The organism is Plantibacter sp. VKM Ac-2880 (genome assembly GCF_015351235.1).
In the GTDB taxonomy this organism is placed as follows: domain Bacteria; phylum Actinomycetota; class Actinomycetes; order Actinomycetales; family Microbacteriaceae; genus Plantibacter.
Genome location: NZ_JADKSJ010000001.1, coordinates 2,392,853 through 2,418,065 on the forward strand (window position 1 = coordinate 2,392,853; position 25,213 = coordinate 2,418,065).

The 25,213-nt window shown below is 68.5% G+C and carries 22 protein-coding genes; 1 reads left to right on the forward strand and 21 read right to left on the reverse strand.

The genetic code is table 11. The features are described 5' to 3' along the window. Nucleotides 1–140: 140 nt before the first annotated feature. Both erpA and ITJ57_RS11500 read right to left on the reverse strand, forming a co-directional pair. Nucleotides 141–506, reverse strand: coding sequence for an iron-sulfur cluster insertion protein ErpA (gene erpA, locus ITJ57_RS11495; protein ID WP_056005471.1), 366 nt, complete (start codon nucleotides 504–506; stop codon nucleotides 141–143). 109 nt (nucleotides 507–615) lie between these two features. Further along, nucleotides 616–2,058 (reverse strand): dipeptidase, encoded by a 1,443-nt coding sequence (locus ITJ57_RS11500; protein WP_194670105.1) that lies wholly within the window; start codon nucleotides 2,056–2,058, stop codon nucleotides 616–618. A gap of 43 nt (nucleotides 2,059–2,101) precedes the next feature. On the opposite strand from ITJ57_RS11500, the gene ITJ57_RS11505 reads away from it, so the two are divergent. Further along, complete coding sequence (locus tag ITJ57_RS11505) at nucleotides 2,102–2,701, forward strand: DUF3043 domain-containing protein (RefSeq protein ID WP_056005465.1); 600 nt, start codon at nucleotides 2,102–2,104, stop codon at nucleotides 2,699–2,701. Between the two features lie 68 nt (nucleotides 2,702–2,769). Here the strand turns inward: ITJ57_RS11505 and ITJ57_RS11510 are convergent, their stop codons facing one another. The 19 genes from ITJ57_RS11510 to ITJ57_RS11600 form a co-directional block, all read right to left on the reverse strand. Beyond that, the gene (locus tag ITJ57_RS11510) at nucleotides 2,770–3,807 is read right to left on the reverse strand and encodes a quinone-dependent dihydroorotate dehydrogenase (protein ID WP_194670107.1); all 1,038 of its coding nucleotides are present in this window, start codon (nucleotides 3,805–3,807) and stop codon (nucleotides 2,770–2,772) included. Nucleotides 3,808–3,810: 3 nt separating this feature from the next. Further along, complete coding sequence (nrdR, locus tag ITJ57_RS11515) at nucleotides 3,811–4,299, reverse strand: transcriptional regulator NrdR (protein ID WP_194670108.1); 489 nt, start codon at nucleotides 4,297–4,299, stop codon at nucleotides 3,811–3,813. Next, nucleotides 4,299–5,669, reverse strand: a complete 1,371-nt coding sequence (gene hisD, locus ITJ57_RS11520) for a histidinol dehydrogenase (protein ID WP_194670109.1) — start codon at nucleotides 5,667–5,669, stop codon at nucleotides 4,299–4,301. The genes nrdR and hisD overlap by 1 nt, the downstream gene beginning before the upstream one ends. Before the next feature lie 60 nt (nucleotides 5,670–5,729). Then, nucleotides 5,730–9,248 (reverse strand): DNA polymerase III subunit alpha, encoded by a 3,519-nt coding sequence (gene dnaE, locus ITJ57_RS11525; protein ID WP_194670110.1) that lies wholly within the window; start codon nucleotides 9,246–9,248, stop codon nucleotides 5,730–5,732. A gap of 132 nt (nucleotides 9,249–9,380) precedes the next feature. Further along, complete coding sequence (locus ITJ57_RS11530; RefSeq protein WP_194670111.1) at nucleotides 9,381–10,304, reverse strand: RluA family pseudouridine synthase; 924 nt, start codon at nucleotides 10,302–10,304, stop codon at nucleotides 9,381–9,383. After that, entirely contained in the window at nucleotides 10,301–10,981 is a 681-nt protein-coding gene (gene lspA, locus ITJ57_RS11535) for a signal peptidase II (protein WP_194670112.1), read from the reverse strand. Before lspA ends, ITJ57_RS11530 begins: the two co-directional genes overlap by 4 nt. After that, a complete protein-coding gene (locus ITJ57_RS11540) occupies nucleotides 10,941–11,582 on the reverse strand; it encodes a DivIVA domain-containing protein (protein WP_194670113.1) in 642 nt (213 codons plus the stop codon). Before ITJ57_RS11540 ends, lspA begins: the two co-directional genes overlap by 41 nt. A gap of 175 nt (nucleotides 11,583–11,757) precedes the next feature. Then, entirely contained in the window at nucleotides 11,758–12,054 is a 297-nt protein-coding gene (locus ITJ57_RS11545; protein WP_056005447.1) for a YggT family protein, read from the reverse strand. A gap of 7 nt (nucleotides 12,055–12,061) precedes the next feature. Further along, nucleotides 12,062–12,586: a cell division protein SepF gene (locus ITJ57_RS11550; protein ID WP_194670114.1), complete on the reverse strand. Its 525-nt coding sequence runs from the start codon at nucleotides 12,584–12,586 to the stop codon at nucleotides 12,062–12,064. 44 nt (nucleotides 12,587–12,630) lie between these two features. Beyond that, the gene (locus ITJ57_RS11555) at nucleotides 12,631–13,287 is read right to left on the reverse strand and encodes a YggS family pyridoxal phosphate-dependent enzyme (RefSeq protein WP_228507179.1); all 657 of its coding nucleotides are present in this window, start codon (nucleotides 13,285–13,287) and stop codon (nucleotides 12,631–12,633) included. 56 nt (nucleotides 13,288–13,343) lie between these two features. Continuing rightward, on the reverse strand, nucleotides 13,344–14,597 hold the full coding sequence (gene ftsZ / locus ITJ57_RS11560; RefSeq protein WP_194670115.1) for a cell division protein FtsZ: 1,254 nt from the start codon (nucleotides 14,595–14,597) through the stop codon (nucleotides 13,344–13,346). A 157-nt stretch (nucleotides 14,598–14,754) separates the two neighbouring features. Then, a complete protein-coding gene (locus ITJ57_RS19810; protein WP_194670116.1) occupies nucleotides 14,755–15,714 on the reverse strand; it encodes an FtsQ-type POTRA domain-containing protein in 960 nt (319 codons plus the stop codon). A gap of 118 nt (nucleotides 15,715–15,832) precedes the next feature. Continuing rightward, a complete protein-coding gene (murC, locus tag ITJ57_RS11570; RefSeq protein WP_194670117.1) occupies nucleotides 15,833–17,245 on the reverse strand; it encodes a UDP-N-acetylmuramate--L-alanine ligase in 1,413 nt (470 codons plus the stop codon). Between the two features lie 27 nt (nucleotides 17,246–17,272). Then, a complete protein-coding gene (locus tag ITJ57_RS11575) occupies nucleotides 17,273–18,370 on the reverse strand; it encodes a glycosyltransferase (protein ID WP_194670118.1) in 1,098 nt (365 codons plus the stop codon). Then, nucleotides 18,367–19,560: a putative lipid II flippase FtsW gene (gene ftsW / locus ITJ57_RS11580; protein ID WP_228506597.1), complete on the reverse strand. Its 1,194-nt coding sequence runs from the start codon at nucleotides 19,558–19,560 to the stop codon at nucleotides 18,367–18,369. The genes ITJ57_RS11575 and ftsW overlap by 4 nt, the downstream gene beginning before the upstream one ends. 91 nt (nucleotides 19,561–19,651) lie before the next feature. Continuing rightward, on the reverse strand, nucleotides 19,652–21,163 hold the full coding sequence (gene murD, locus ITJ57_RS11585) for a UDP-N-acetylmuramoyl-L-alanine--D-glutamate ligase (protein ID WP_194670120.1): 1,512 nt from the start codon (nucleotides 21,161–21,163) through the stop codon (nucleotides 19,652–19,654). After that, nucleotides 21,160–22,257, reverse strand: a complete 1,098-nt coding sequence (mraY, locus tag ITJ57_RS11590; RefSeq protein ID WP_194670121.1) for a phospho-N-acetylmuramoyl-pentapeptide-transferase — start codon at nucleotides 22,255–22,257, stop codon at nucleotides 21,160–21,162. The genes murD and mraY overlap by 4 nt, the downstream gene beginning before the upstream one ends. Then, on the reverse strand, nucleotides 22,254–23,660 hold the full coding sequence (gene murF, locus ITJ57_RS11595; protein ID WP_194670122.1) for a UDP-N-acetylmuramoyl-tripeptide--D-alanyl-D-alanine ligase: 1,407 nt from the start codon (nucleotides 23,658–23,660) through the stop codon (nucleotides 22,254–22,256). The genes mraY and murF overlap by 4 nt, the downstream gene beginning before the upstream one ends. Then, complete coding sequence (locus ITJ57_RS11600; RefSeq protein WP_370582338.1) at nucleotides 23,660–25,204, reverse strand: Mur ligase family protein; 1,545 nt, start codon at nucleotides 25,202–25,204, stop codon at nucleotides 23,660–23,662. Before ITJ57_RS11600 ends, murF begins: the two co-directional genes overlap by 1 nt. Between the last annotated feature and the right edge of the window lie 9 nt (nucleotides 25,205–25,213).

Genomic DNA, 25,213 nt, shown 5'->3' on the forward strand with positions numbered 1-25,213 from the left:
ACCTGTGGATCGCCTCCCAGTCTAGTGGGGATGGGTGGTGAACGCCGGACCATTCGCGTCCGCGGTGCCGGATCGTGACCGGAATGTCGAAGGGGAAACCACCCGGGACCGGGTGATTTCCCCTTCAGGAAGAATCTGCCTCAGTGGAAGCTGTCGCCGCAGGCGCAGCTGCCCTCGGCGTTGGGGTTGTCGATGGTGAACCCCTGCTTCTGGATGGTGTCCTCGAAGTCGATCGAGGCACCGTCGAGGTACGGGACGCTCATCTTGTCGACGATGACCTCGACGCCGTCGAAGTCGACCGTGGCGTCTCCGTCGAGCATGCGCTCGTCGAAGTAGAGCTGGTAGATGAGTCCGGAGCAGCCCCCGGGCTGGACGGCGACACGCAGGCGGAGGTCGTCGCGACCCTCCTGCTCGAGGAGGCTCTTGACCTTCTGCGCCGCCGTGTCGGAGAGGCCGACGCCGTGGGCCGCGTCGATCTTGGTCTCGGTCAGGATGGTGTCGCTCATGATGCTCCTCGCGAGGTCTGGCGGCGCCGGACGACGCCTGTGAGTCATTCTACCGCTCGGGGCGGCGGGCGCACCCCCATGATGCCGGGGGTGTTCCCACCGCCGCGGGTCACTCTGCCGAGGGCTTCGGTGCCGAGGCCAGCCGTCCGAGGAGGACCGCCTCCGTGAGGATCGCCTTCTGAAACACCCCGAGGTGCAGCGACTCGTTCGGGCTGTGGGCCCGCGAGTGCGGGTCCTCGACGCCCGTCACGAGGATCTGGGCCTCCGGGAAGACCCGGACGAGGTCGGCGATGAACGGGATGGATCCACCGACACCCATCTCCACCGGCTCGACCTCCCAGGCGTCGTGCATGGCGCGCTTCGCCTCGGCGACGGCCCAGCCGCTCGTGTCGACGAGGAACGGACTCCCCTGGTCGACCTCGTCGATGGCCAGTTGCGCGCCGAAGGGCGCGTGGGCCAGGAGGTGCGCCTCGAGGGCTCTGTAGGCGTCCGCCGGGTCCTGACCGGGGGCGATCCGCGCACTGATGCGGACGGCCACCTCCGGGATGAGGGTGTTCGAGGCGTTGGCCACGGTCGGTGCGTCGATCCCGGTGACGGTGATCGCGGGCTGGGACCAGATCCGGCTGAGGATGGAACCCCGGCCGATGGGCGAGACGCCATCGGAGAGGCCTGACTCCGCGCGGAGCTGCGCCTCGTCGAACTCGGGGGTGACCGCGTCGTGGGAGGTGAGCCCCTCGACCGCCACGGAACCATCGGCGTCCCACAGGGTCGCGAGGAGGGTGACGGCCGCGAGCATGGCGTCCGGCACCGCTCCCCCGAGCATCCCCGAGTGCGAGGCGTGGTCGAGCGTCTTCACGCGCAACCGGAACGTCACGTTGCCACGCAGGCCGATCGTGAGGGCCGGGGTCCGTTCGTCCCAGTTGTCGCTGTCGGCGACGACGATGACGTCTGCCGCGAGCGTCTCGCGGTGCTCCTCCAGGAACGAGCCGAACGATCGTGACCCGAACTCCTCCTCCCCCTCGATGAACAGGACGATGCCGAGGTCGAGATCGGAACCGAGCACCTCGGTGACGGCCCGGATCGCCGCGATGTGGGACATCACTCCGGCTTTGTCGTCGGCGGCGCCCCGCCCGTAGAGGCGGCCGTCGCGGACGGTCGGCTCGAAGGGCGGCGACTCCCACTTGTCGTCACTTCCGGGCGGCTGGACGTCGTGGTGTGCGTAGAGCAGCACGGTGGGGCGTCCGTTGCGGGCGTCGCGCCGGGCAAGGACGGCCGGCTGCCCGAGCTCCGTCCCTCCGTCGACGGCGGCGCGGCGCACCGAGACCTCGTCGAAGACACCGAGACCGCGGGCGAGTTCGGCGACGGCCTCGGCGCTCCTGGCCACCTCGGCGGCGTCGAACGCCGACCAGGACACGGAGGGGATCCGCACGAGTGCCGACAGGTCGGCGATCGAGGAGGGCAGTGCGCCCGCGACCGCTTCGCGGAGTCGGTCGAGGAGTTCCTGGTCGTTGTGTGGATCTTGGGCCGATTCCGTCGTGGTACCTGTCGTCATGCGAGTAATCTTAAGCGAATCCCCCGATCAAGGACGTTCCACCGTGGCCAAACAGCAGAGCACCCCAGCATCAGAGCCCCTCGTCGAGACCGCGGCGCAGACCGCCGAACGGCTCGCCCGCGGCGCCAAGGAGGCGAAGGGCCGCCCGACGCCGTCGCGCGCCGAACGCGAGGCGCAGAACAAGCGTCCGCTCGTCCCCTCAGACCGCAAGGAGGCCTCACGCGCAGCGAAGGCCCAGCAGGCCGAGGCTCGACGCCGAGCTCAGGCCGGCATGGCGGCAGGTGACGACAAGTTCCTCCCGGCTCGCGAACGCGGCCCGCAGAAGAAGTTCGTCCGCGACTACGTGGACGCCCGGTTCAACATCGGCGAGTTCATGATCCCGGTCATGTTCCTCGTCATCATCCTCACGTTCATGCCGGTCCCCGAGATCCAGGTCTACGGCATGCTGACCCTCTGGGTCTTCTTCATCATCGCCATCGCCGACTGCTTCTTCCTCGGATTCCGCGTCCGGAAGGCCCTCCGAGCGAAGTTCGGTCAGGACGAGCCGCGTGTGCGCTGGTACGCCGCCATGCGTGCGCTGCAGCTGCGCCCGCTCCGCCTGCCGAAGCCGCAGGTCAAGCGCGGCCAGTTCCCCAACAAGTAGGTCTCTCGCCACGAACGCCCGCCGGTCCCAGACCGGCGGGCGTTCGTCGTCAGCGGCGTTCGACCGGGTCAGCGACGGGCGCGAGCGAGGCGGTCGAGCCCGCGGTTGATCTGACGGGCCCAGAGCGGACCGCGGTACAGGAACGCGGTGTAACCCTGGACGAGTGTGGCGCCGGCGTCGAGGCGTTCCTGCACGTCCGCGGCGGTCTCGACACCGCCGACGGAGATCACGCACAGCTCCGACGGGACGACGGCGCGGATGCGTCTCAGGACCGCGATCGACCGGTCGGCGAGTGGCGCGCCGGAGAGCCCGCCGGCACCGGCCGCCTCGACGGTCTCCGGGTCGGTCTCGAGTCCGTCGCGGGAGATCGTCGTGTTCGTCGCGATGATCCCGTCGAGCCCCAGTTCGACGACGAGCTCAGCGATGCGGTCCACTTCGGCGTCCGTGAGGTCCGGCGCGATCTTCACGAGGAGCGGTGTCGTCCCGGCAGCCGCACGCACCGCGTCCAGGAGGGGCGACAACTGATCGAGCTCCTGGAGACCTCGGAGACCAGGGGTGTTCGGAGAACTGACGTTGACCACGAGGTAGTCGGCCGTGGGTGCCAGCAGGGAGGCGCTCGAGACGTAGTCGGCCGTGGCGTCGGCGACGTCCACGACCCGACTCTTGCCGATGTTCACGCCGAGGACGGGACGCCTGGCGACGCGGGCCGTCCGCGCCAGTCGTGGCGCGGCGGATGCGGCACCCTCGTTGTTGAAGCCCATGCGATTGATCACGGCGCGGTCCGGTACGAGGCGGAACAGGCGTGGTTTCGGATTGCCCGCCTGCGGGATCGCCGTGATGGTGCCGACCTCGACGTGACCGAAGCCCAGGAGCCCGAGCCCGAGCACCCCCTTGCCGTCCTTGTCGAACCCGGCGGCGACACCGAACGGGGTCTCGAACCGGAGGCCGAGCGCCTCAACGGACTGGTCGGTCCGGGGTGCGGTCCACCGCCTCATGACGGACCCGAGGCCGGTGGACGGAAGCGCACGGATCACGTCGAACGCGAGGTGATGGGCGCGCTCCGGATCGAGCTTCGCCAGGACGTGGGTGAAAAGGAACCGGTACAAGGCTCAGCGCTCCACGATCGGCTCGTCGGCATTCGACGTGCCCGCGGCGTGTTCGACCCGGAGGAGCGCGATGGCCGACTCGAAGTCGTCCAAGGACTCGAACGCCTGGTAGACGCTGGCGAACCGGAGGTAGGCGACCTCGTCGAGCTCCCGCAGCGGCGCGAGGATCGCCAGACCGATGTCGTTCGCGTCAATCTGCGAGGCACCCGTCGCGCGGATGGACTCCTCGACGCGCTGCGCGAGCACCGCGAGATCGGAGTCCGTCACCGGACGACCCTGGCACGCCTTCCTGACGCCACTCACGACCTTCTCCCGGCTGAACGGCTCCACCACACCGGAGCGCTTGATCACGCCGAGGCTCGAGGTCTCCATCGTGCTGAACCGCCGCCCGCACTCCGGGCACTGCCGGCGCCGACGGATCGCGAGCCCGTCGTCGCTCGTCCGCGAGTCGATGACGCGGGAGTCGGGGTGGCGGCAGAACGGGCAGTACATCAGACGGCTCCCTCGGGTGTGGCGTGCTCGGTGTGCTCCTCGGCGGCGCGGGTCTCGGCGTCGACGAGGCCGAAGCGCGCCGTCACCGCTTCCCCGTGCGCGGGGAGGTCCTCGGATGACGACAGGGCGACGATGTGGCCCGAGACCTGGCGGAGCGCGGATTCGTCGTACCGGACGACCTGCTGTGGGCGGAGGAAGGTGAAGGCACCCAGGCCGGACGAGAAGCGGGCCTGTCCTCCCGTCGGAAGGACGTGGTTGGATCCGGCGAGGTAGTCCCCCAGGCTCACCGGGGTGTGCTCCCCCAGGAAGATGGCGCCGGCGTTCGTGATGGAGCCGAGCAGCGCCTCCGGGACGGCGGTCTGGACCTCGAGGTGCTCCGGTCCGTAGGCGTTGCTGAACGCGACGGCGGCCTCCAGGTCGTCGACGAGCACGATGGCGGACTGCGGACCGGCAAGGGCTTGGACGACGCGAGCGCCGTGGCGGGTGCCGGCGGCGTAGCGACGCAACCAGTCCTGGACGGCCAGAACCAGGGGCTCGTCGTCGGTGACGAGCAACGACGCCGCGGCCTCGTCGTGCTCGGCCTGGCTGACGAGGTCGGCGGCGACGAGTCTGGCGTCGGCGGAGGCGTCCGCGATGACCAGGATCTCGGTCGTACCGGCCTCGGCGTCGATGCCGACCTGCCCCTTCACGAGGCGCTTCGCGGCCGCGACGAAGATGTTCCCGGGACCCGTCACGACGTCGACCGGATCCAGTGCGATGTCAGGGACCCCGTAGGCGAACGCGCCGATGGCTCCGGCCCCGCCCATGGCGTACACCTCGGTGACCCCGAGGAGACCGGCGGCTCCGAGGATGGTGGGGTGCACACGGTTGTCGAACTCGCGCTGCGGTGGTGACGCGAGCGCGACGGAGCCGACCCCGGCCTCCTGCGCCGGGACGACGTTCATGACGACGCTCGACGGGTAGACGGCCTTGCCCCCGGGCACGTACAGCCCGACCCGCCCGACGGGCGCCCACCGCTGCACGACGGTCGCTCCCTCGCCGAGCGTGGTGGTGCGCTCCGGCGGGACCTGCGCTCGCGTCGCCTCGCGAACCCGGTCGATGGCCTCGACGAGTGCAGCGCGCACCGCCGGGTCCAGTGCGGCCACCGCAGCGTCGATCTCGGACTGAGGCACGCGGAGGTGCTCCGGCCGGCCGCCGTCGAAACGGTCGGACTGCGCCGACAACGCAGCGGAACCCTCGGTCCGTACGGCGTCGATCAGCGACTGCGCCGCATGGGCTGCGGCGGTGACGTCGACGACGGGACGGGGCAGCATCTCCAGGAGTTCGGTACGGCTCGGCCGCACGCCCCTGAGGTCAATGGTGGTGATCATGGCCGTCACAGCCTACCGTTCACGGCGTCGTGTCCCGCCGGCGACGTGGAGCGCAACGCGTCAACCGAGACAGTTCGGGCCGAGCAACGACTTCAGCTCCCCGAAGAGCCCGGAAGACACGCTGACCCGATGCGGCAACTCGAACACCCGCGCGACATCGCCCCGGAAGAGCTTCAGTCGGACCTCGGTCGAGCCTGCGTGTCTCGAGAGCATGTCGCGAAGGGTCATCACTGTCTCGGTCGTCGCGCGGGCGTCCGCCATCGTCAGCTGGAGCATGCGATCGGCACCCGCCTCCGGGAGCTCGGGCGAGAAGATGCTGTAGGCGTGCAGGTTCATCCCGTCGTCGCGGACGCTGACGCGGCCACGCACGACCACGATGGAGTCGCCGACGAGTTCTGACGCGAACTCCTGGTAGGCCTTGCCCATGAACATGGCGGTCATCTCGCCGCCGAAGTCCTCGACCTGGATCATGCCGTACTGATTGCCGGACGCCTTCGCGATGCGATGTTGGACGCTCGTGACGAGCCCCGAGATGACGACGGTCTCGCCGTCCATGTTCTCGGCGGTCATGAGGTCGGTGATGGTCGTCGTCGCATGCTTCGCGAGTTCGATCTCGAGACCGGCCAACGGGTGGTCGGAGACGTACAGCCCGAGCATCTCGCGCTCGAAGTTGAGCTTGTCGCGCTTGCTCCAGTCGGGTCGTTCGGGAACGCTCGCGAGCGGTACCTCACCGACCTCTGCGAACAGGCTGTCGAAGTCGAAGCCGATGCTCCCCGACGCCTCGGCGCGCTTGTCCTTCACGACTGAGTCGACCGCGTCCTCGTGGATCTCGTAGAGCGCACGTCGGCTGTCACCCATGGAGTCGAACGCACCGGCCTTGATCAGCGACTCGATCGTCCGCTTGTTGGCCACGGGCAGCGGCACCTTGCGCAGGAAGTCGTGGAACGACGTGAACCGCCCTTCACGTTCGCGTGCCTGACGGATGAGTTCGACCACGTTCGACCCGACGTTGCGGACCGCGCCGAGGCCGAAGCGGATGTCCTCGCCGACGGCCGCGAAGAACCCGATCGATTCGTTGACGTCCGGCGGCAGGACCTGGATGCCCATCCGGCGGCACTCGTTCAGGTAGAGCGCCATCTTGTCCTTGGAGTCGCCGACACTCGTCAGCAGCCCGGCCATGTACTCCGCCGGGTAATGGGCCTTGAGGTAGGCCGTCCAATAGGAGATGACCCCGTACGCGGCCGAGTGCGCCTTGTTGAACGCGTAATCGGAGAACGGGAGCAGGATCTCCCACAGCTTGTTGACGGCCTCCATCGAGAACCCGTTGGCCACCATGCCACCGGAGAAGCCCTCGAACTGCTTGTCCAGTTCGGACTTCTTCTTCTTGCCCATCGCGCGTCGGAGGATGTCGGCTTGTCCGAGGGAGAAGCCGGCGACCTTCTGCGCGATCGCCATCACCTGCTCCTGGTAGATGATCAGCCCGTAGCTCGTCGACAGGATCTCGGACAGCGGCTCCTCGAGCTGCGGGTGGATCGGGGTGATCTCCTGCAGGCCGTTCTTGCGGAGCGCGTAGTTCGTGTGCGAGTTCGCGCCCATGGGGCCCGGACGGTACAGCGCGATGAGTGCCGAGATGTCCTCGAAGTTGTCGGGCTTCATGAGGCGCAGCAGAGCGCGCATCGGACCGCCGTCCAGCTGGAACACGCCGAGCGTGTCGCCCCGCGACAGCAGCTCGTACGCGCCCCGGTCGTCGAGCTCGAGGTCTTCGAGGACGAGGTCGATGTTCCGGTTGCTCTTGATGTTGTCAAGGGCGTCGTTGATGATCGTCAGGTTGCGCAACCCGAGGAAGTCCATCTTGATCAGTCCGAGCGACTCGCACGCGGGGTAGTCGAACTGGGTGACGATCTGGCCGTCCTGCTCGCGCTTCATGATCGGGATGATGTCGATGAGCGGGTCGCTCGACATGATCACACCGGCCGCGTGCACACCCCACTGGCGCTTGAGGTTCTCGATGCCGAGCGCGGTCTCGAAGACGGTGCGCGCCTCGGGATCCGTGTCGAGGATGCCGCGGAGGTCGACGGCCTCCTTGTAGCGCGGGTGCTTCGTGTCGAGGATGCCCTCGAGCGGGATGTCCTTCCCCATGACCGCCGGCGGCATGGCCTTCGTCAGCTTGTCGCCCATGCCGAACGGGAAGCCGAGGACCCGGGAGGAGTCCTTCAACGCCTGCTTGGCCTTGATCGTGCCGTAGGTGACGATCTGCGCGACGCGCTCGTCGCCGTACTTCTCGGTGACGTACTTGATGACCTCGCCACGACGACGGTCGTCGAAGTCGACGTCGAAGTCGGGCATGGAGACGCGGTCGGGGTTGAGGAACCGCTCGAAGATGAGTCCGTGGCGGAGCGGGTCGAGGTCGGTGATCTGCATGGCATACGCAGCCATCGAACCGGCACCGGAACCACGGCCGGGACCGACCCGGATGCCGTTGCGCTTCGACCACTGGATGAAGTCGGCGACGACGAGGAAGTAGCCGGGGAACCCCATCTGGACGATCACGCCCGTCTCGTAGTTCGCGCGGTCGCGGACGTCGGCGGGGATGCCGTTCGGGTATCGCTGGTGGAGGCCTGCCTCGACCTCCTTGATGAACCAGCTCTCCTCGTTCTCCCCCTCGGGGACCGGGAACCGCGGCATGTAGTTCGCGGAGGTGTCGAAGGCGACCTCGCAGCGTTCGGCGATCGCCAGCGTGTTGTCGCACGCCTCGGGGTACTCGCGGAACAACCGACGCATCTCGTCGGCCGACTTCAGGTAGAACTCGTCGGCGTCGAACTTGAAGCGGTTCGGGTCGTTGAGCGTGGAACCGGACTGCACGCAGAGCAACGCCGCATGCGCCTTGGCGTCGGCTGCGTGCGTGTAATGCAGGTCGTTCGTCGCGAGCAGCGGCAGGCCGAGGTCTTTCGACAGCCTGATGAGGTCGCCCATGATGCGGCGTTCGATCCCGAGACCGTGGTCCATGATCTCGCAGAAGTAGTTCTCCGCGCCGAAGATGTCGCGGAAGTCGGCGGCGGCCTTGACCGCCTCGTCGTACTGACCGAGGCGCAGCCTCGTCTGCACTTCACCACTCGGGCATCCCGTCGTGGCGATGAGGCCGGCGCCGTACTCGCTGAGGATCTCGCGGTCCATGCGCGGCTTGAAGTAGTACCCCTCGATCGACGCCTTCGAGGACAACCGGAAGAGGTTGTGCATGCCCTCGGTCGTCTCCGAGAGCAGGGTCATGTGCGTGTAGGCCCCGGCTCCGGAGACGTCGTCTCCCCCGCCGTCGCCCCACTTGATCCGTGTGCGGTCACCACGCGCCGTCCCCGGGGTGATGTACGCCTCGGTCCCGATGATCGGTTTGATGCCCGCATCGGTGGCCGTCCGCCAGAAGTCGAAGGCGCCGAACATGTTGCCGTGGTCGGTGACCGCGACGGCGGGCATGCCCTGCTCGACCGCGGCTTGGATGAGCGGCTTCACCCGCGCCGCGCCGTCGAGCATCGAGTACTCGCTGTGGACGTGCAGGTGGACGAACGAATCGGTGGACGTGGGCACGGACGGCGCCTCCGGGGATCGTGCTGGGGGAACGGCGCTGACGCCGAGGTGGTCTTGGACAAGCCTAATCGTCGCCACCGACCGTCAACCCCGGCCCGCGGGGGAGGCCGGTGGTGGATCGGCGACGCGGCGTCAGTCGAGTTCGAGGATCGAGAGGGCGTGCTGCAGATCCGCCGGGTAGGCGGTCTCGAATCGCACGAACTCACCGTCCGCCGGGTGCGCGAAGCCGAGCTTCGTCGCGTGCAGCCACTGCCGGGTGAGCCCCAGACGGGCCGAGAGCGCCGCGTCGGCGCCGTACATCGTGTCACCGACGCAGGGATGCCGCTGAGCTGCCATGTGGACGCGGATCTGATGCGTGCGACCGGTCTCCAGGTGCACGTCGAGCAAGGAGGCGTACGGGAACGCCTCAAGGGTCTCGTAGTGGGTGATCGACGGCTTCCCGTCGGCGGTGACGGCGAATCGCCAGTCGTGGCGCGGGTGGCGCCCGATCGGCCCGTCGATGGTGCCGGCGAGCGGGTCGGGATGTCCTTGGACCACGGCACGATAGATCTTCTCGACCTCGCGGTCGTGGAAGGCACGCTTCAGGGAGGTGTACGCCCGCTCGGTCTTCGCGACGACCATCAGGCCGCTCGTCCCGGCATCGAGCCGGTGCACGATCCCGGCCCGCTCAGCGGCTCCGGAGGTCGAGATCCGGAACCCGGCTGCCGCGAGGGCCCCGAGCACGGTCGGGCCATCCCAACCCACGGAAGGGTGGGCGGCGACGCCGGCCGGCTTGTCGACGACCACGATCTCGTCGTCGTCGTGGACGATGCCGAGGTCGGGGACGGCGATCGGCACGATCACGGCCTCGCGGCGAGGCGTCCACTCGATCTCGAGCCAGGCACCGGCGAGCAGTCGGTCGGACTTGTCGACCGACTTCCCGTTCATGGTGACGCCGCCTCCGAGGGCGACCTCCGCCGCATAACTCCGGGAGAAGCCGAGCAGCTTGGCCAGGCCGGCGTCGACCCGTTCGCCGTCGAGTCCGTCTGGGACGTACAGGCTCCGCGACTCGTTCACGGGCGACCTGCGTCCGGGCTCGGGTCGCCCGGCTCCGCCGGATCGAGGGTGGCCGCGTCTGCTTCGGCCTCGCGGTCCTCCGCCTCCTGGGCGGCCTGTTCGCTCGCACGCGTCGTCCGGGAGCCGTCGAGGTTCACACCGAAGAGCGTGAGGAGGATGAAGAGGGCCATGCTGACCACGATGCAGATGTCTGCGACGTTGTAGATCGCGGGCAGCATCCACGGGGTGGAGATGAAGTCGACCACGTGCCCCAGACCGAAGGACGGCTCGCGGAGGAGCCGGTCCGTCAGGTTCCCGAGCACGCCACCGAGCAGCAGGCCGAACACGATCGCCCAGGCTCGCGAGCGGATACGGCGGGCGAACCAGACGATGACCACCACGACGACCGCCGCGAGGATCGAGAAGATCCAGGTGTACCCCGCGCCGAGTGAGAAGGCGGCGCCGGAGTTCTTGACGAAGTACAGCACGAGTGCCTGGCCGAGCACGGGAACGGACTCACCGACGGTCAGGTTGGTCGTGACGAGGAACTTGGTGAACTGATCGGCCGAATAGGCCACGACGGCAACCAGCGCCAGGACTGCAAGAGTCCTGGCGCTGGCCTTCGACGGTGATGCGGGAGACAACCGGGTGTCTGCGCTAGACCGCTGCGCTGTCGGCGGTGACGCCGGCCTTCGCATCGGGAGCAGAGCTCGACGACGAGGCGTCGAGGTCCTTCAGCTGACCCTCGATGTAGCCGCGCAGCTGCGAACGGTACTCGCGCTCGAAGTTGCGGAGCTCGTCGATCTTGTGCTCGAGGACAGAACGCTCCTGCTCGAGGATCTGCATCTGGGCACGCTGTTTGGCTTCGGCCTCGGCGACGACGCGCGCGGCCGTGGCGTGGCCTTCGGCGATGAGCGCGTCGCGGCGCTGAGCACCCTCGGCGACGTGCTCGTCGTGCAGACGGCGCGCCAGCTGCAGGAGGTTGTTCGAGCTCTCGGCGGTGTTGTCGGTCGACTCCGCAGCCGGAGCCGGGGTGGGAGCGGCGACCGGCGCGGGTGCCGGAGCAGGCTCGGCCTTGGCCAGCGCTGCCGGGGCCGACGAGCCGCCCTTCTGGAGTTCGGCGACCTTGGACTCGGCCGCGGTCAGCTTCTGCTGGACCTCGTCCTTCTCCTGGATCAGGCGACGGAGTTCGACGACGACCTCATCGAGGAAGTCGTCCACTTCGTCCTGGTCGTAGCCTTCGCGGAACTTGGTCTGCTGAAACCGCTTCTGGACCACGTCTTCGGGAGTGAGCGCCATAGCGAACCACCTTCACTGTCGAATCGAAAATCTGTGTACAACGCCCCCACGCTAGCAAAGTCTGACCCAATGGGTGAGACATGTTGACGACGTCGGAGGCGACCGTCAGGTGACGGACGTTCTATCGTAGCCACACAATCGTGGCGAGCTGTTCGCGGGCGGGCCCGTTCGAGCGCTAGAGGAGTTGGACGAGCGTCATCGCGATGATGCAGCACAACATCGTGAGGGTCCACCCGAAGTCGAGCGCCACAGGACCGACCGCGACGCGTGGGAGGACACGGCGGAAGAACCGGATCGGAGGGTCCGTGATCGTGAAGCTCAGTTCTGCGAGCACCAGCCCGACGCCCGTGGGCCGCCATTGCGGACGGAGCACCCGGGCGAGGTCGAGGATGAACCTCGCCCAGAGGACGAAGAAGTACAGGAGCAGCGCGAGATAGAGGATCGTGCCGATCACGGAGATGAGAGAAGCCACCCCTCGATTATGACTGAGCGAAGAAGGTAGCCTCGGTCGCTTCCGGAGCACCCTGCCCGTTGTCTCCGGAAACGGCGACGTGCTCGGGCGAGAGCAGGAACACCTTGCTGGTCACGCGCTCGATCTTGCCGTACAGACCCTGCGAGAGTCCGCTCGCGAAGTCGATGAGTCGGCGAGCGTCGCCGTCGCTCATCTGCGAGAGGTTGATGATGACCGGCACGCCGTCGCGGAAGCTCTCGGCGATGATCTGCGCGTCGCGGTACTGCTTGGGGTGCACGGTGAGGATCTCGTTGAGGTCCGAGCCCGGGGCGACGGGCTGCCGCACGGGAACCGGCTTGCGCAACGGCGTCACCGGAGCGGCCTTCTCGACGCGTTCCACGCGCTCGACCCGCTCAGCGCGCTCGGGACGCTCGGTGCGTCGGGGCTCGGCCTGCTGCGTCGGCTCGGCCTGGGCAGCGTGCTGCTGCTCGTACTCGAGATCATCGTCGGCGAGCCCGAGGTACACCATGGTCTTCTTCAGTGGGTTCGACATCGTTTCCTCCGTGATCTGCGGTCCTTGCTCTTCCGAGATTAACGTCACACCGGGCGATTCCCGGTGATTGCCGTGCCGATGCGTAGGTGTGTCGCGCCCGCTTCGATGGCCTCGACGTAGTCGTGGCTCATGCCGATCGACAGCCCACCGGCGTGCGGGGCGAGTGCGCGCATGCGCTCGGACGCAGCGATGACCCTGGCGAAGGCCGCCGTTGGATCTTCGTCGAGCGGCGCGACGGCCATGACGCCGCGCAATGCGATGCCCTCCGCTTCGAGCGCCGCGGTCGTGAGCGCTTCGAGCGCCGCATCACCGACGACGCCACCTCGACCGGGATCGTCGGTCAGGTTGACCTGGAGGAAGACGTCGAGCTGCCGCTCGGTGGACGACAGCGCGTTGAGCAGCTCAGGTCTGTCGACCGAGTGGACGGCGTCGACGTATCGTCGGACCTGCTTGGCCTTGTTCGTCTGCAGTTGCCCGATGAAGTGCCAGCGCAGTCCCAGACCCTCGGCTGCGGCGACCTTGTCGCGCGCCTCAGGGTGCCGGCTCTCCCCCATGTCCGTGACGCCGGCGGCCGCCAGCGCCTGCACGAGCGTCACCGGGTGGAACTTCGTCACGACGATCAGCGTCGGTTCCGTGTCCCGGCCCGCCGCTCGCGTCGCGTCAGCGACACGCCCGCGGATGTCCGCAAGGCGATCGAGCAATGCCGGATCGGGCTCCGAGGAGCCCGATCCGGCCGAGGTGGTCGACTCGTCGATCACTACTTGAGGAAGTCGGGGATGTCCAGCTCGCCCTCATCGTCGAACGAGGGGTCCTGGACGGCGGTCTCGACGACCGTCTCGGGCTGGCGGTGCGTCGCTCCGGAGAACGGCGATGACGCGCTCGGCTTCGATCCCCAGTCGCCGCCCGAGGACACGGGCGCTGCCGCGGCCGACCGGTGTTCGGCGGGCTCGGACGTGGTGTTCGCAGCGGTGCTGATCGGCGCCCCGGTGGTCTCGTCGGAGGAACTCATCACCCCGCCGGAGATGACGGCGTCGGCCGGAGAGGCCGCCGTGCGGGTAAGCGGCTCGCCACCGTCGAAACCGGCTGCGATGACCGTCACGCGCACCTCGTCGCCGAGCGTGTCGTCGACGACCGCACCGAAGATGATGTTGGCCTCGGGGTGCACGGCTTCCTGGACGAGCTTCGCCGCGTCGTTGATCTCGAAGATGCCGAGGTTGGAACCACCCTGGATGGAGAGGAGGACGCCGTGGGCACCCTCGATGCTGGCCTCCAGCAGCGGCGAGGCGACCGCGAGTTCCGCAGCCTTGATCGCGCGATCCGCGCCGCGGGATGAGCCGATGCCCATGAGTGCCGATCCGGCACCCTGCATGACCGACTTGACGTCCGCGAAGTCGAGGTTGATGAGGCCTGGGGTGGTGATGAGGTCGGTGATGCCCTGCACACCGGCGAGGAGCACCTGGTCGGCCGTGGCGAACGCCTCGAGCATGCTGATGCCGCGATCGCTGATCTCGAGGAGGCGGTCGTTCGGCACGACGATGAGGGTGTCGACCTCTTCCTTCAGGCGTGCGACGCCGAGCTCCGCCTGCGCCTGGCGACGACGTCCCTCGAAGCCGAAGGGCTTCGTCACGACACCGATGGTGAGCGCACCGATCGACTTCGCGATGCGTGCCACGACGGGTGCGCCCCCGGTTCCGGTACCGCCACCCTCGCCCGCGGTCACGAAGACCATGTCGGCGCCGGCGATGGCTTCTTCGATCTCCTCGGCGTGATCCTCGGCTGCGCGTCGACCCACCTCGGGGTCGGCACCGGCGCCGAGGCCGCGGGTGATCTCCCGGCCGACGTCGAGCTTCACATCGGCGTCGCTCATCAACAGCGCCTGAGCGTCCGTGTTGATGGCGATGAACTCGACGCCTCGGAGGCCGAGCTCGATCATCCGGTTGACCGCGTTCACGCCACCGCCGCCGATACCGACGACCTTGATGACGGCGAGGTAGTTCTGGTTTGTAGTCACTTCAGGCCTCCGTGTGAACTCTCAACCTCAAGTTAAGGTTTAAAGTTATGCTGCGTATGCATTTTCTGTCCTGAGCACGACGTTAGGGCCCAGCCCCATCCCTGATGGGACGCGTCCGGGCGTGTCGGCACATCGACGGGAATATCCCCGCACACCGTCAGCGGACGATTGCGGCGGAGGGCGACGACACGTCGTACTGGTTCACCTGCGACGGGTCGGTGGCCGCCATCGTCTTGGCCAGGATCAGCGCTTTCTCGGCGGATTGCTCGGCACTCCCCCACACGACCTCTGCCGGCGAGTCGACGAGCGTCAGGGTGACGTCGTCAGCCGTCGACGCCGACACGGACGCGACGCGCGCGCGCAGGTCCGCCGGGAGGGCTCGGATGACCGCAGCCGCGGCGACGAAGCCCTTGGAGGTCGCCCCGCCGGCGACCATGAGTGTCGGATACCCGGCGATGGGCTGGTCGCTCCGCTCGATCGTGACCCCCGCGGCGTCGACGAGGGTGTACACCGTGCCGGACTGGAGCACACCGACCGGCTCACGCTCGACGATCCGGACCACCAGGGTGCTCGGCGGTTGCGACTCGAGGGAGTAACTGGCGATGAGCGGGTATCCGACGAGCACCGCCTTGACGGCTCCGGGATCCACGAGTGCGAGCGGGCGACCCATCTGGCCGCTGAGCGCCTTGGTGATCTCCGCCTGGTCGACGCGCGTCGCACCGACGACCTCGATGCTCCGGACGGCGAGCAGCGGCGAGTAGGCACCGGCGAGCGACACGACGACCAGTGCGGCCAGGATGGCGGCCGCGAACACCCAGGGCCGGTGACGCCCACGCTTCCGGGCGGTGAACCGACGGATCTCCTGTCGCTCGTGCCGCCGTCGCAGCCGCGCGGCCTCCCGTGGGGAGAGCAGATGCTCGTCGGACGGTTGCCCGGGACGATCGCGCTCCTCGGTCGTCGACGCTCGGTCCTCGGTCTTCGACGCGCGGTAGGTCGACGCGGCCGACGCTCGATCCGCCGAGGACGACCGGGGGCCGGTCGTGACCTTCGGGGCGCCCCGCTTCGACGTCAGCCGAGCGGCGTCGAGCTCGAGGACGTCCGTCTCCTGCTCCGTCACGGGTGCTTCCGGGCGGTCCCGTGCCGGCTTTGAGGCCGCCGGCGTCGTCCGTTGGGTGCGGTCGGGACCCGGTCGCGCCCCGGGGTCGAAGCCGTCCGGGCGCTTCACCGGACGCCCATCAGACGGACTCGCGACCGGCGATGGCCTCGAGGAGTTGCGGCACGATGCGGTACACGTCTCCACACCCGAGGGTGATCACGAAGTCGCCCGGCTGCACGACGGAGGCCGTGTAGTCCGCCGCCCGCGCCCAGTCGTCGATGTACGCGACGTGGTCGGCGTCCGCGAACCGGGTCGACACCGTGGCACCGGTCACGCCCGGCTCCGGATCCTCCCGCGCGCCGTACACCTCGAGGACCACGGTGTGGTCGGCATACCGTTCGAGGGCGTCCGCGAACTCCTGGGCGAACAGCCGGGTCCGGCTGTACAGGTGCGGCTGGTGGACGGCGATGATCCGTCCCTCCCCCACCACCGTCCGCGCCGCTGCCAGCGCGGCGGCGACCTCGGTCGGGTGGTGCGCGTAGTCGTCGTAGACGCTGACGCCGTTCACGACGCCGTGGAGCTCGAAGCGCCGCTGGGTCCCGCCGAACGCGGTGATGGCGCGGAGGGCCTCCGCGGGGTCGAACCCGACACCCACGAGGACGGCGAACGCACCGGCCGCATTGATCGCGTTGTGTCGGCCGGGCACGCGGAGCGTCGCGGCGTAGGTGCCGCCCTGGTAGCTGAGCTGGAACGAGACCGGACCGGTCGAACCGACGTCGTGGAGACGGACGTCGGCGTCCGCGGCTTCACCGAACGTCAGGACCCGCTTCCCATCCGTGGCCGCGCGGAGCGCCGGGGTGATGCGCACGGCGCCGGCGTCGTCCGAGGAGATGACGACGAGCTCGCGCGCCTGACCGGCGAAGGTCACGAACGCCTGCTCGAAGGCCTCCAACGATCCGTAGTGGTCGAGGTGGTCGGGGTCGATGTTGGTGATCAGCGCGATGGCCGTGTCGTACAGCAGGAAGGACCCGTCGGACTCGTCCGCCTCCACGACGAACAGTTCGCCGTCGCCACGTGCCGAGCTCACGCCCAGGGATTCGATGACCCCGCCGTTGACGAAGCTGGGGTCGGCACCGAGCTCGAGGAGTGCGGTGATGATCATGCCGGTCGACGTCGTCTTGCCGTGAGCGCCGGCGACCGCGATGAGGCGGGTCTCCGACGTCAACCAGGCGAGCGCCTGCGAGCGGTGCAGGATCGTGAGTCCGTGCTCCTTGGCGAGCAGGTACTCCGGGTTGTCCGCCCACAGGGCACCGGTCACGACCAGGGTGTCGGCGTCACCGACGTTGGCGGCGTCGTGACCGATGGCGACGGGGACGCCGAGGGCGCGCAACGCCTCGATGTTCTTCGACTCGCGGACGTCGGAGCCGGTCACGCGGGCACCGGCGCTCACGAACAGACGCGCGATCCCGCTCATGCCGCTGCCGCCGATGCCGACGAAGTGGACGACGCCGAGGTCGGCTGGGATCTCGACGGTGGGGTCTGGCTTGATCACGGTGTCACGCTTTCTGAGAGGACTGGGTCACCGGCCGCGCGAGGGCTGCACCGATGATTGGAGCGCCTCATCGATGAGGGCGATGACGCGAGCCGTCCCGTCGGCGACGCCCACGCTCTTGGACTGGGCCGCCAGGTCGTCGACCCGGTGCCGATCGTTCAGCAGCGGGACGAGGTGCTCACGCACCCAGGCCGGCACGAACTGCGCGTCATCAACCATAACCGCTCCGCCGGCACGCACGACGTCGGCCGCGTTGAAGCGTTGCTCGCCGTTCCCCACCGGGTACGGGACGTACACGGCCGGGAGTCCGACGGCGCACAGTTCACTCACGGTCGCGCTTCCCGCTCGCGAGACGGCGAAGTCGGCCGCGGCGATGGCGAGGTCCATCCGCGAGCAGTACTCGAGCAGGTGATAATGCTCGACGCCGGGGTCCTGGATCTCGCTCTTCGCACCGGTGATGTGGAGGACCTGCCAGCCGGCACCGACGACGTCCTGCGCGCTCTCGCTCATCGTCGCGTTGAGGCGCCTCGCCCCGAGCGATCCACCGGTGACGAGAAGCAGCGGACGGTCGGCATCGAGGCCGAATTCCGCGATCGCCGACGGCCGCAGCGCATCGCGGTCGAGGTCCTCGATCTCGCGACGCAGCGGCATGCCGACGAACCGGGCGTGCTTGATCGGCGTCCGATGGAACGCCACACCCACGTACGGCGTGTATCGCGCGCCGAGTCGGTTCGCGAGACCCGGCCGTGCGTTGGCCTCGTGGATGACCAGCGGGACGCCCGCCCGCTTCGCCGCGGTGTAGGCCGGCGCAGCCGCGTAGCCGCCGAACCCGATGACGACGTCGACATCGTGCTCTCGGATCATCGCGACCACGTCGGCGACCGCGCGCCGTAGTCGAGCGGGGAACCGCACGGCGTCGAGGTTCGGGCGTCTGGGGAAAGGCAGCTTGGGGATCGTGAGCAGCTCGTAGCCGCGCTCCGGGACGAGCCTCGCCTCGAGCCCCTCCGCGGTACCGACGACGAGGATGGTCGCCTCGGGATCCCTGGCTCGGAGACCGTCGGCGACGGCGAGCAACGGATTGACGTGCCCTGCCGTGCCGCCACCGGCGAGGAGGTAGGTGGTCATCGGGCGACTCCGGAGGATTGGGGGCGTCTGGCGGCAGGACGACGGGGCTGGGGTGGACCCGTCCGGCCGCGTTCTCGGGCGAAGGACAGGACGATCCCGATCGCGACGAGGGTCGTCAGCAGAGCGGTGCCACCCGAGGAGAGCAACGGTAACGGGACGCCGAGGACCGGGAGGACACCGAGGACGACGCCGATGTTGACGAGCGCCTGACCGATGATCCACGCCATGACCGCACCGGTGGTGATCCGCACGAACGAGTCGTCGCTCGAGCGGATGACCCGGATGAACATGACTGCGAGGAAGACGAAGAGGCCGAGGACGAGCACCGCACCGATGAGCCCCAGCTCCTCGCCGATCGCCGCGAAGATGAAGTCGTTCGAGATCGCCGGCAACCAGCCGTACTTGGCCCGGGAGTTCCCGAGGCCGACGCCCCAGAGCCCGCCGTTCGCGAGGGCCCAGGTGCCGTGGGTCGACTGCCAGTCGGCGTTCTCGTAGTCACCCTTGCCGTCTCCGAAGAACGCCATGATGCGCTGCATTCGGTTCGCGCTCGTGATGGCCATGATGAGGAACAGCACGGCGCCGGCGACCACCGGGATCGCGATGTATCGGAGTCGGACACCGGCGAAGTAGAGGGCGGAGAACACGATCAGCGCCATGATGACGACGGTGCCGAGGTCGCCACCGAGCAGGACGAGACCGATCGAGAGACCCGCGAACGGGATGACGGGGATCAACGCGTGCTTCCACTCGAGCAACCGCGGCTGTTTGACCGTCAGGACCAGGCCGAGCCACACGACGAGGGCGAGCTTGACCGCCTCGGAGGGCTGCGCCGTGAAGCCGCCGATCTCGATCCAGTTGCGGTTCCCGCCGATCTCGTACCCGAGCGGGGTGAACACGAGCAGCTGGAGCCCCATCGCGATGACGAGGAAGACCCACGCCCACTTCTTCCAGAACTTCGCCGGGAAGCGGCTGACGATGAGCATCAGCGGGACACCGATCATCGCGAAGGTCGCCTGCCGCCAGAAGAGGCCGAAGTAGCCGTCTCCCGCCTCGTACGATTCGACGGATGAGGAGGACAGCACCATGACGAGTCCGAGCCCGACGAGGAAGAGGGTCACTCCGAGCAGGAGGAAGTAGTTCTTCGACTCCGGTCGGAGCACCTTGCCGAGGGAGATCCGCGCACTCGACATGCCTCTCGGCGGCACCGACGCTTCCGGACCTCCACCGCTCACCGCGTCGACCGACCGTCCGGACGCCGATGCGGACCGCGAGCGGCGCGGATCAGCGCGAGGCGGATCGATCATCCGCCTCACCTCCCAGCTCTGCTTCGACGGCGGCCTGGAACAGGCGACCACGGTGGCCGTAGTCGGAGAACTGGTCCATCGAGGCTGCGGCAGGAGCGAGGAGGACGGTGTCCCCCGCCTGCGCGACCTCGGCGGCCCGTCGAACGGCCTCCGGCATCACGGATTCAGTCTCCGCTTCGTCGACCTCGATGACGGTCAGCGTCGGCGCGTGTCGCGCGAATGCGTCGAGGACCTCCGAACGGTCCGACCCGATCACGACCGCGGCGCGGAGGTGATCCGCGTGCCGCTCGACGAGCCGATCGATCGAGACGCCCTTGAGGAGTCCTCCGACGATCCAGACGACGGAACGGTAGGCGGCCAGCGAGGCGTCCGCCGCGTGCGGGTTGGTGGCTTTGGAGTCGTCGACCCAGTCGACCTCGAGGCTGCGGGCGACGAGCTGGATCCGGTGGGCGTCGAGACCGAACGACAGCAGGGTGTCGCGCACCGCTTCGAGCGGGATACCCGCCGCACGGGCGAGCGCCGCAGCGGCGAGGATGTTCGCGACGATGTGCGGAGCAGCGAGACCCCGCTGTGCGAGCGCCTCCACCGTGGTGATCTCGAGGGCGCTCGTCCGGCGGTCGTCGAGGAAGGCGCGGTCGACGAGGATGCCGTCGACCACACCGAAATCGCTCGGTCCTGGGACGTCGAGGCCGAACCCGACGGCACGAGCCCCCTCGGTCACCTCCGCGTCCTCGACCATCGACATCGTCGCGGCGTCGGCGCGGTTGTACACGCAGGCGACCTTGGTGTTCTCGTAGACGACGGCCTTCGCCGCACGGTAGGCCTCGGCCGAGCCGTGCCAGTCGAGATGGTCGTCGGCGACGTTCAGGCACACGCTCGCGAGCGGCGTCACGACGCTCCGCCCGCCCTGCAGACCCAGCGTGTGCAACTGGTAGCTCGACAACTCGACGACGAAGAAGTCGAACCCCTGCGGGTCGCGGACCGCGTCGAGGACCGGAACCCCGATGTTGCCGCAGGGGGCGGCCCGGAACCCGGCCTCCACGAGCATCGACGCCGTGAGCTGGACCGTCGTGGTCTTGCCGTTCGTGCCGGTGACACAGATCCACTCGGCCGGAGTGCCCACCTTGTCGCGGACGCGCCAGGCGAGTTCGATGTCGCCCCACACGGGGACACCCGTCTCGTGGGCCCAGAGCACCACCGGGTGATCGGGATGGAATCCCGGGGAGACGACGACCAGCTCCGGACCGAACTCGAGGAGTTCGGCCGGCACGCTCGTGAGGTCGCGCTGGACCAGCCGGGCACCGATCACCCCGACGAGCTCCGCCCGTTCGTCGGCGGCCTCGCCGGCGAGGACGAGGACCTCCGAGCCGAGTTCGGTCAGCGTGTCCGCCACCGAGAACCCGGTCATGCCGAGTCCGAGGACCGCGACCCGCAAGCCCCGCCAGTCGGCGTGCCAGCTGTGCAGATCGTCGAGGCGGTCGGCGCTCATCGGCTCAGCCACTCGAGGTAGAAGGAACCGACACCAGCCGCGACGAGGAGCCCGCCGATGATCCAGAAGCGCACGACGACCGTGACCTCCGCCCAGCCCTTGAGCTCGAAGTGGTGGTGGATGGGGCTCATCAGGAAGATCCGTTTGCCACGGGTCGCCTTGAAGTACGCACGTTGCACGATGACCGAACCGGCCTCGATGACGAAGAGCCCGCCGACGAGCACGAGGAGCAGCTCGGTCTTGCTGAGGATGGCGAGAGCCGCGAGTGCTCCACCGAGGGCGAGCGAGCCGCTGTCGCCCATGAAGATCTGCGCCGGCGAGGTGTTCCACCAGAGGAATCCGATGAGGGCGCCGACGATGGCCGCCGCCACCACGGCCAGATCCAGGGGGTCCCGCACGTCGTAGCACTTGTAGGCCACGTCGGATGCGAGGGAGGAGCTGAAGCAGGACTGGTTGAACTGCCAGAACCCGATGATGATGTACGAGCCGATCGCGAGGATGGAGGCACCGGTCGCGAGGCCGTCGAGGCCGTCGGTGACGTTCACCCCGTTCGACGTCGCCGCCACGATCACCGAGGTCCAGAGGATGTAGAGCAGGACACCGATGATCGGGATGCCGATCGCCATGAAGTTGATCGGGATGTCGCGGATCACCGAGATGTTGGTCGAGGCCGGGGTGAACCCCTCGGTGTTCGGGAAGTTGATGGCGAGGACGGCGAAGACCGTCGCCACGATCAGTTGTCCGGCGACCTTCGCCCACCCGCCGAGACCGAGGCTCTGCTTCTTGCGGACCTTGAGGAAGTCGTCGATGAAACCGACGATGCCGAGGCCCACCATCATCAACAGCACGAGCAGCGCGGAGACACCGACCTGCTCCTGGAAGATCAGGTAGCTCGCGAAGAACCCGACGAGGGTGCCCACGATGATGATGACCCCACCCATGGTGGCGGTACCACGCTTGGTGTGGTGACTCTGGGGTCCGTCGTCGCGGATGAACTGGCCCCACGCGAGCTTGCGGAACGCCTTGATGAAGAGCGGTGTCAGGAAGAGGGAGAACGCGAGCGAGATCGCTCCAGCTGCCAAGAGGACTCTCATGTGTACAGCTCCCCCAGTCGATCCCCCAGAAACCGGAGTCCGGCCGCATTGGAGGATTTCACGAGCACGGTGTCGCCTGCGGCGATCTCCGCGCTCAGATAGTCGAACGCCTCGTCCGCGGTCGGGAAGTACACCGACTCACCGTCCCAGGAACCCTCGTTGATCGCGGTGATGTGCATCCGCCGGGCTTCCGGTCCGACGACGACGAGGCGACCGATGCCGAGACGAACGACCTGCAGGCCGATGCGATCGTGCTCCTCCCCCGCCCAGTCGCCCAGTTCGCTCATGGCGCCGAGGACGGCGATCGTCCGACCGCGCTCCGCCCCAATCTGCGCGAGGGTCCTGATCGCCGCCGACATCGAATCGGGGCTCGCGTTGTACGCGTCGTTGATGACGGAGACGCCGTCGCGGCCGCCGAGCGGTTCCATGCGCCACCGTTCCGCGCGGCTCACGCTCTCGAGTGCGTCGACGACGACGTCGATCGGGACCCCGAGCTCGTGCGCCGCCGCCGCAGCGGCGAGGGCGTTCATGACGTGGTGTTCGCCGAGCACCTTGAAGCTGACCGGTGCCGACGAACCGTCGGGGAGGTGCAGCGTGAAGGCGGTCCCGGAAGCGGTCGCGACGACGTCCGTCGCCCGCACCGCAGCCCGGTCGTCGAGACCGAACCAGAGCACACGCGCCCGGGTTGTGTCGGCCATACCGGCGACGCGGGCGTCGTCGAGGTTGAGGATGGCGACGTCATCCGGGAGGAGATCGGAGACCATCTCGGTCTTGGCCGTGACGGTCGCCTCGATGCCGCCGAACTCGCCCGCGTGGGCGAGGCCGACCTTCAGGACGACGCCGATGTCGGGCTTCGCCATGCGGATGAGCCGGGCGATCTCGCCGATGCCACTCGCACCCATCTCGGCGACGAGGAACCTCGTCGAGTCCGTGACCCGGAGCATGGTGATCGGCGCGCCCACCTCGTTGTTGAACGAGGCCTTCGGGCTGACGGTCTCCCCGACCCGCTCCAGGACGGCGGCGAGGAGGTTCTTGGTGGTGGTCTTGCCGTTGGAGCCCGTGATGCCCACGATCCGGAGCACGCCGTGCGAGCGGACCCGACGGATCACCTCGGTGGCGAGGGCCCCGAGGGCGGTGACGGAGTCGTCGACGAGGATCTGCGGAACGGCGACCGGCAGCTCCCGCTCCACGATGAGCAAGGCGGCGCCGTTCGCGACGGCGGCGTCCGCGAACAGGTGTCCGTCGGTCTCCTCGCCCGGCTTCGCGACGAAGATGTCGCCCGGGGTGATGAGTCGGGAGTCGGTGTCGGCAACGCCGGAGACGACGAGGTCCGCGTGCGCGGAACCGGCGAGCAGCCGACCGTTCGTCGCCGCCGCGATCTCGGTGAGGGTCAGATCGATCATCAGAGCCACCCGGCCTCACGCAGTGCCTCGCGCGAATCGTCGCGGGCGGAGTACGGGATCTTCACGCCGGCGACCTCGTGGTAGTCCTCGTGCCCTGGTCCGGCGTAGAGGATCGTGTCGCCCGGCCCGGCCAGCGCCAGCGCGGTGCGGAACGCGGTCGCCGGGTCGGCCACCTCGTGCAGCTCGCCGTCAGGGGAAGCCTCATGGGCGGCCTCCAGGAGCACCCGCCGGATGGCCGCCGGGTCTTCGCTCCGCGGATGGAAGTCGGTGATGACCACGACATCGGCACCGCGGGCCGCGATGGCGCCCATGTCGCGGCGCTTCGTCGTGTCGCGGTCGCCGTCGGCGCCGAACACCATGAACACGCGTCCTGGCGTGACGGCTCGGATCGCCGCGAGGGTGTTGAGGAAGGCGTCCGGGCTGTGTCCGTAGTCGATGTACACGACGGGCCCTCGATCGCCGCTGATGCGCTCGGCCCGCCCGGGGATGTAGGCGTCGATGCCACCGTCGCGCTCGAGCGCTCCCGCGATCATGTCGAAGTCCACACCGGACTCGACGAGCATGACGATCGCGAGGGCCGCGTTCGCGGCCATGAACCATCCGAGGAGCGGCACACTCGTCACGAGGGTGCGGTCCTCCGGACCGTCCAGTCGGAACGTGGTCGAACCGGCGGCCTCCTCGAGGATCGTCATCCGCCAGTCGGCGTCGACCTCGGGACGTGCCGTCAGCGTGGTCACGGGGATGCGGCTCTGTTCGACGAGGCGTCCTCCCCACTCCGAGTCGATGGTGACGACGCCGCGGCGTGCGCGGTCGGGTTCGAAGAGTTCGCGCTTGGCGGCGAAGTACTCGTCGAAATCCCCGTAGTCGTCGAAGTGGTCGTGACTGAGGTTGGTGAAGCCGACGACGTCGAAGACGATCCCGTCGACACGGTGCCTCGTCAACGCTTGCGCCGAGACCTCGATGGCGACGGCACGCACCTCCGACTCGCGCATGCGAGCGAGCAGGGCGTGCAGTTCACTGGCCTCAGGCGTGGTCAAGGAGCTGGTGACCGCGAGGTCGCCGATGCGCCGTTCCGCCGTGGAGCTCAGCCCGGAGACGATCCCGAGCTGCGCGAGCATGCCACTCAGGAGGTACACCACGCTCGTCTTGCCGTTGGTGCCCGTGACGCCGAACAGCGTCGGCGGTTCCTCAGCCGTGCGGTACACCCACGCGGCGAGGTGCCCGAGCGCTGCACGAGGCTCCGGCACGACGATGATCGGCAGACCTGCCGCCGTGGCCAGGTGGAGGCCGTCGGCGTCGGTGAGGACGGCGACCGCACCGCGTTCGGCGGCCTGAACGGCGTACGCGGCTCCATGGGTGCGGACACCCGGCATACCGATGTAGAGGTCACCCGGTTCCACCGAGCCGGAGCTCAGGCTGACGCCGCTGATCTCCACGCCGTCGGAGGAGCCGTGGAGGTCGAGGTCGAAATCGGTCACCAGCTGCGAGAGCGCCCGTCGCTGGGGATGCTCCGGTCTGAGGCTGATCGGGCCCTGATTGTTCACGCTGAGCCC

Bases quoted from the DNA above. Each gene is read 5' to 3' on its own strand.
- ITJ57_RS11500 (WP_194670105.1), bottom strand. From the start codon at position 2,058: ATGACGACAGGTACCACGACGGAATCGGCCCAAGATCCACACAACGAC.
- hisD (WP_194670109.1), bottom strand. From the start codon at position 5,669: ATGATCACCACCATTGACCTCAGGGGCGTGCGGCCGAGCCGTACCGAA.
- ITJ57_RS11550 (WP_194670114.1), bottom strand. From the start codon at position 12,586: ATGTCGAACCCACTGAAGAAGACCATGGTGTACCTCGGGCTCGCCGAC.
- lspA (WP_194670112.1), bottom strand. From the start codon at position 10,981: ATGCGAAGGCCGGCGTCACCGCCGACAGCGCAGCGGTCTAGCGCAGAC.
- erpA (WP_056005471.1), bottom strand. From the start codon at position 506: ATGAGCGACACCATCCTGACCGAGACCAAGATCGACGCGGCCCACGGC.
- nrdR (WP_194670108.1), bottom strand. From the start codon at position 4,299: ATGTACTGCCCGTTCTGCCGCCACCCCGACTCCCGCGTCATCGACTCG.
- ITJ57_RS11540 (WP_194670113.1), bottom strand. From the start codon at position 11,582: ATGGCGCTCACTCCCGAAGACGTGGTCCAGAAGCGGTTTCAGCAGACC.
- mraY (WP_194670121.1), bottom strand. From the start codon at position 22,257: ATGAGAGTCCTCTTGGCAGCTGGAGCGATCTCGCTCGCGTTCTCCCTC.
- murF (WP_194670122.1), bottom strand. From the start codon at position 23,660: ATGATCGATCTGACCCTCACCGAGATCGCGGCGGCGACGAACGGTCGG.
- ftsW (WP_228506597.1), bottom strand. From the start codon at position 19,560: ATGTCGAGTGCGCGGATCTCCCTCGGCAAGGTGCTCCGACCGGAGTCG.
- ITJ57_RS11575 (WP_194670118.1), bottom strand. From the start codon at position 18,370: ATGACCACCTACCTCCTCGCCGGTGGCGGCACGGCAGGGCACGTCAAT.
- murD (WP_194670120.1), bottom strand. From the start codon at position 21,163: ATGAGCGCCGACCGCCTCGACGATCTGCACAGCTGGCACGCCGACTGG.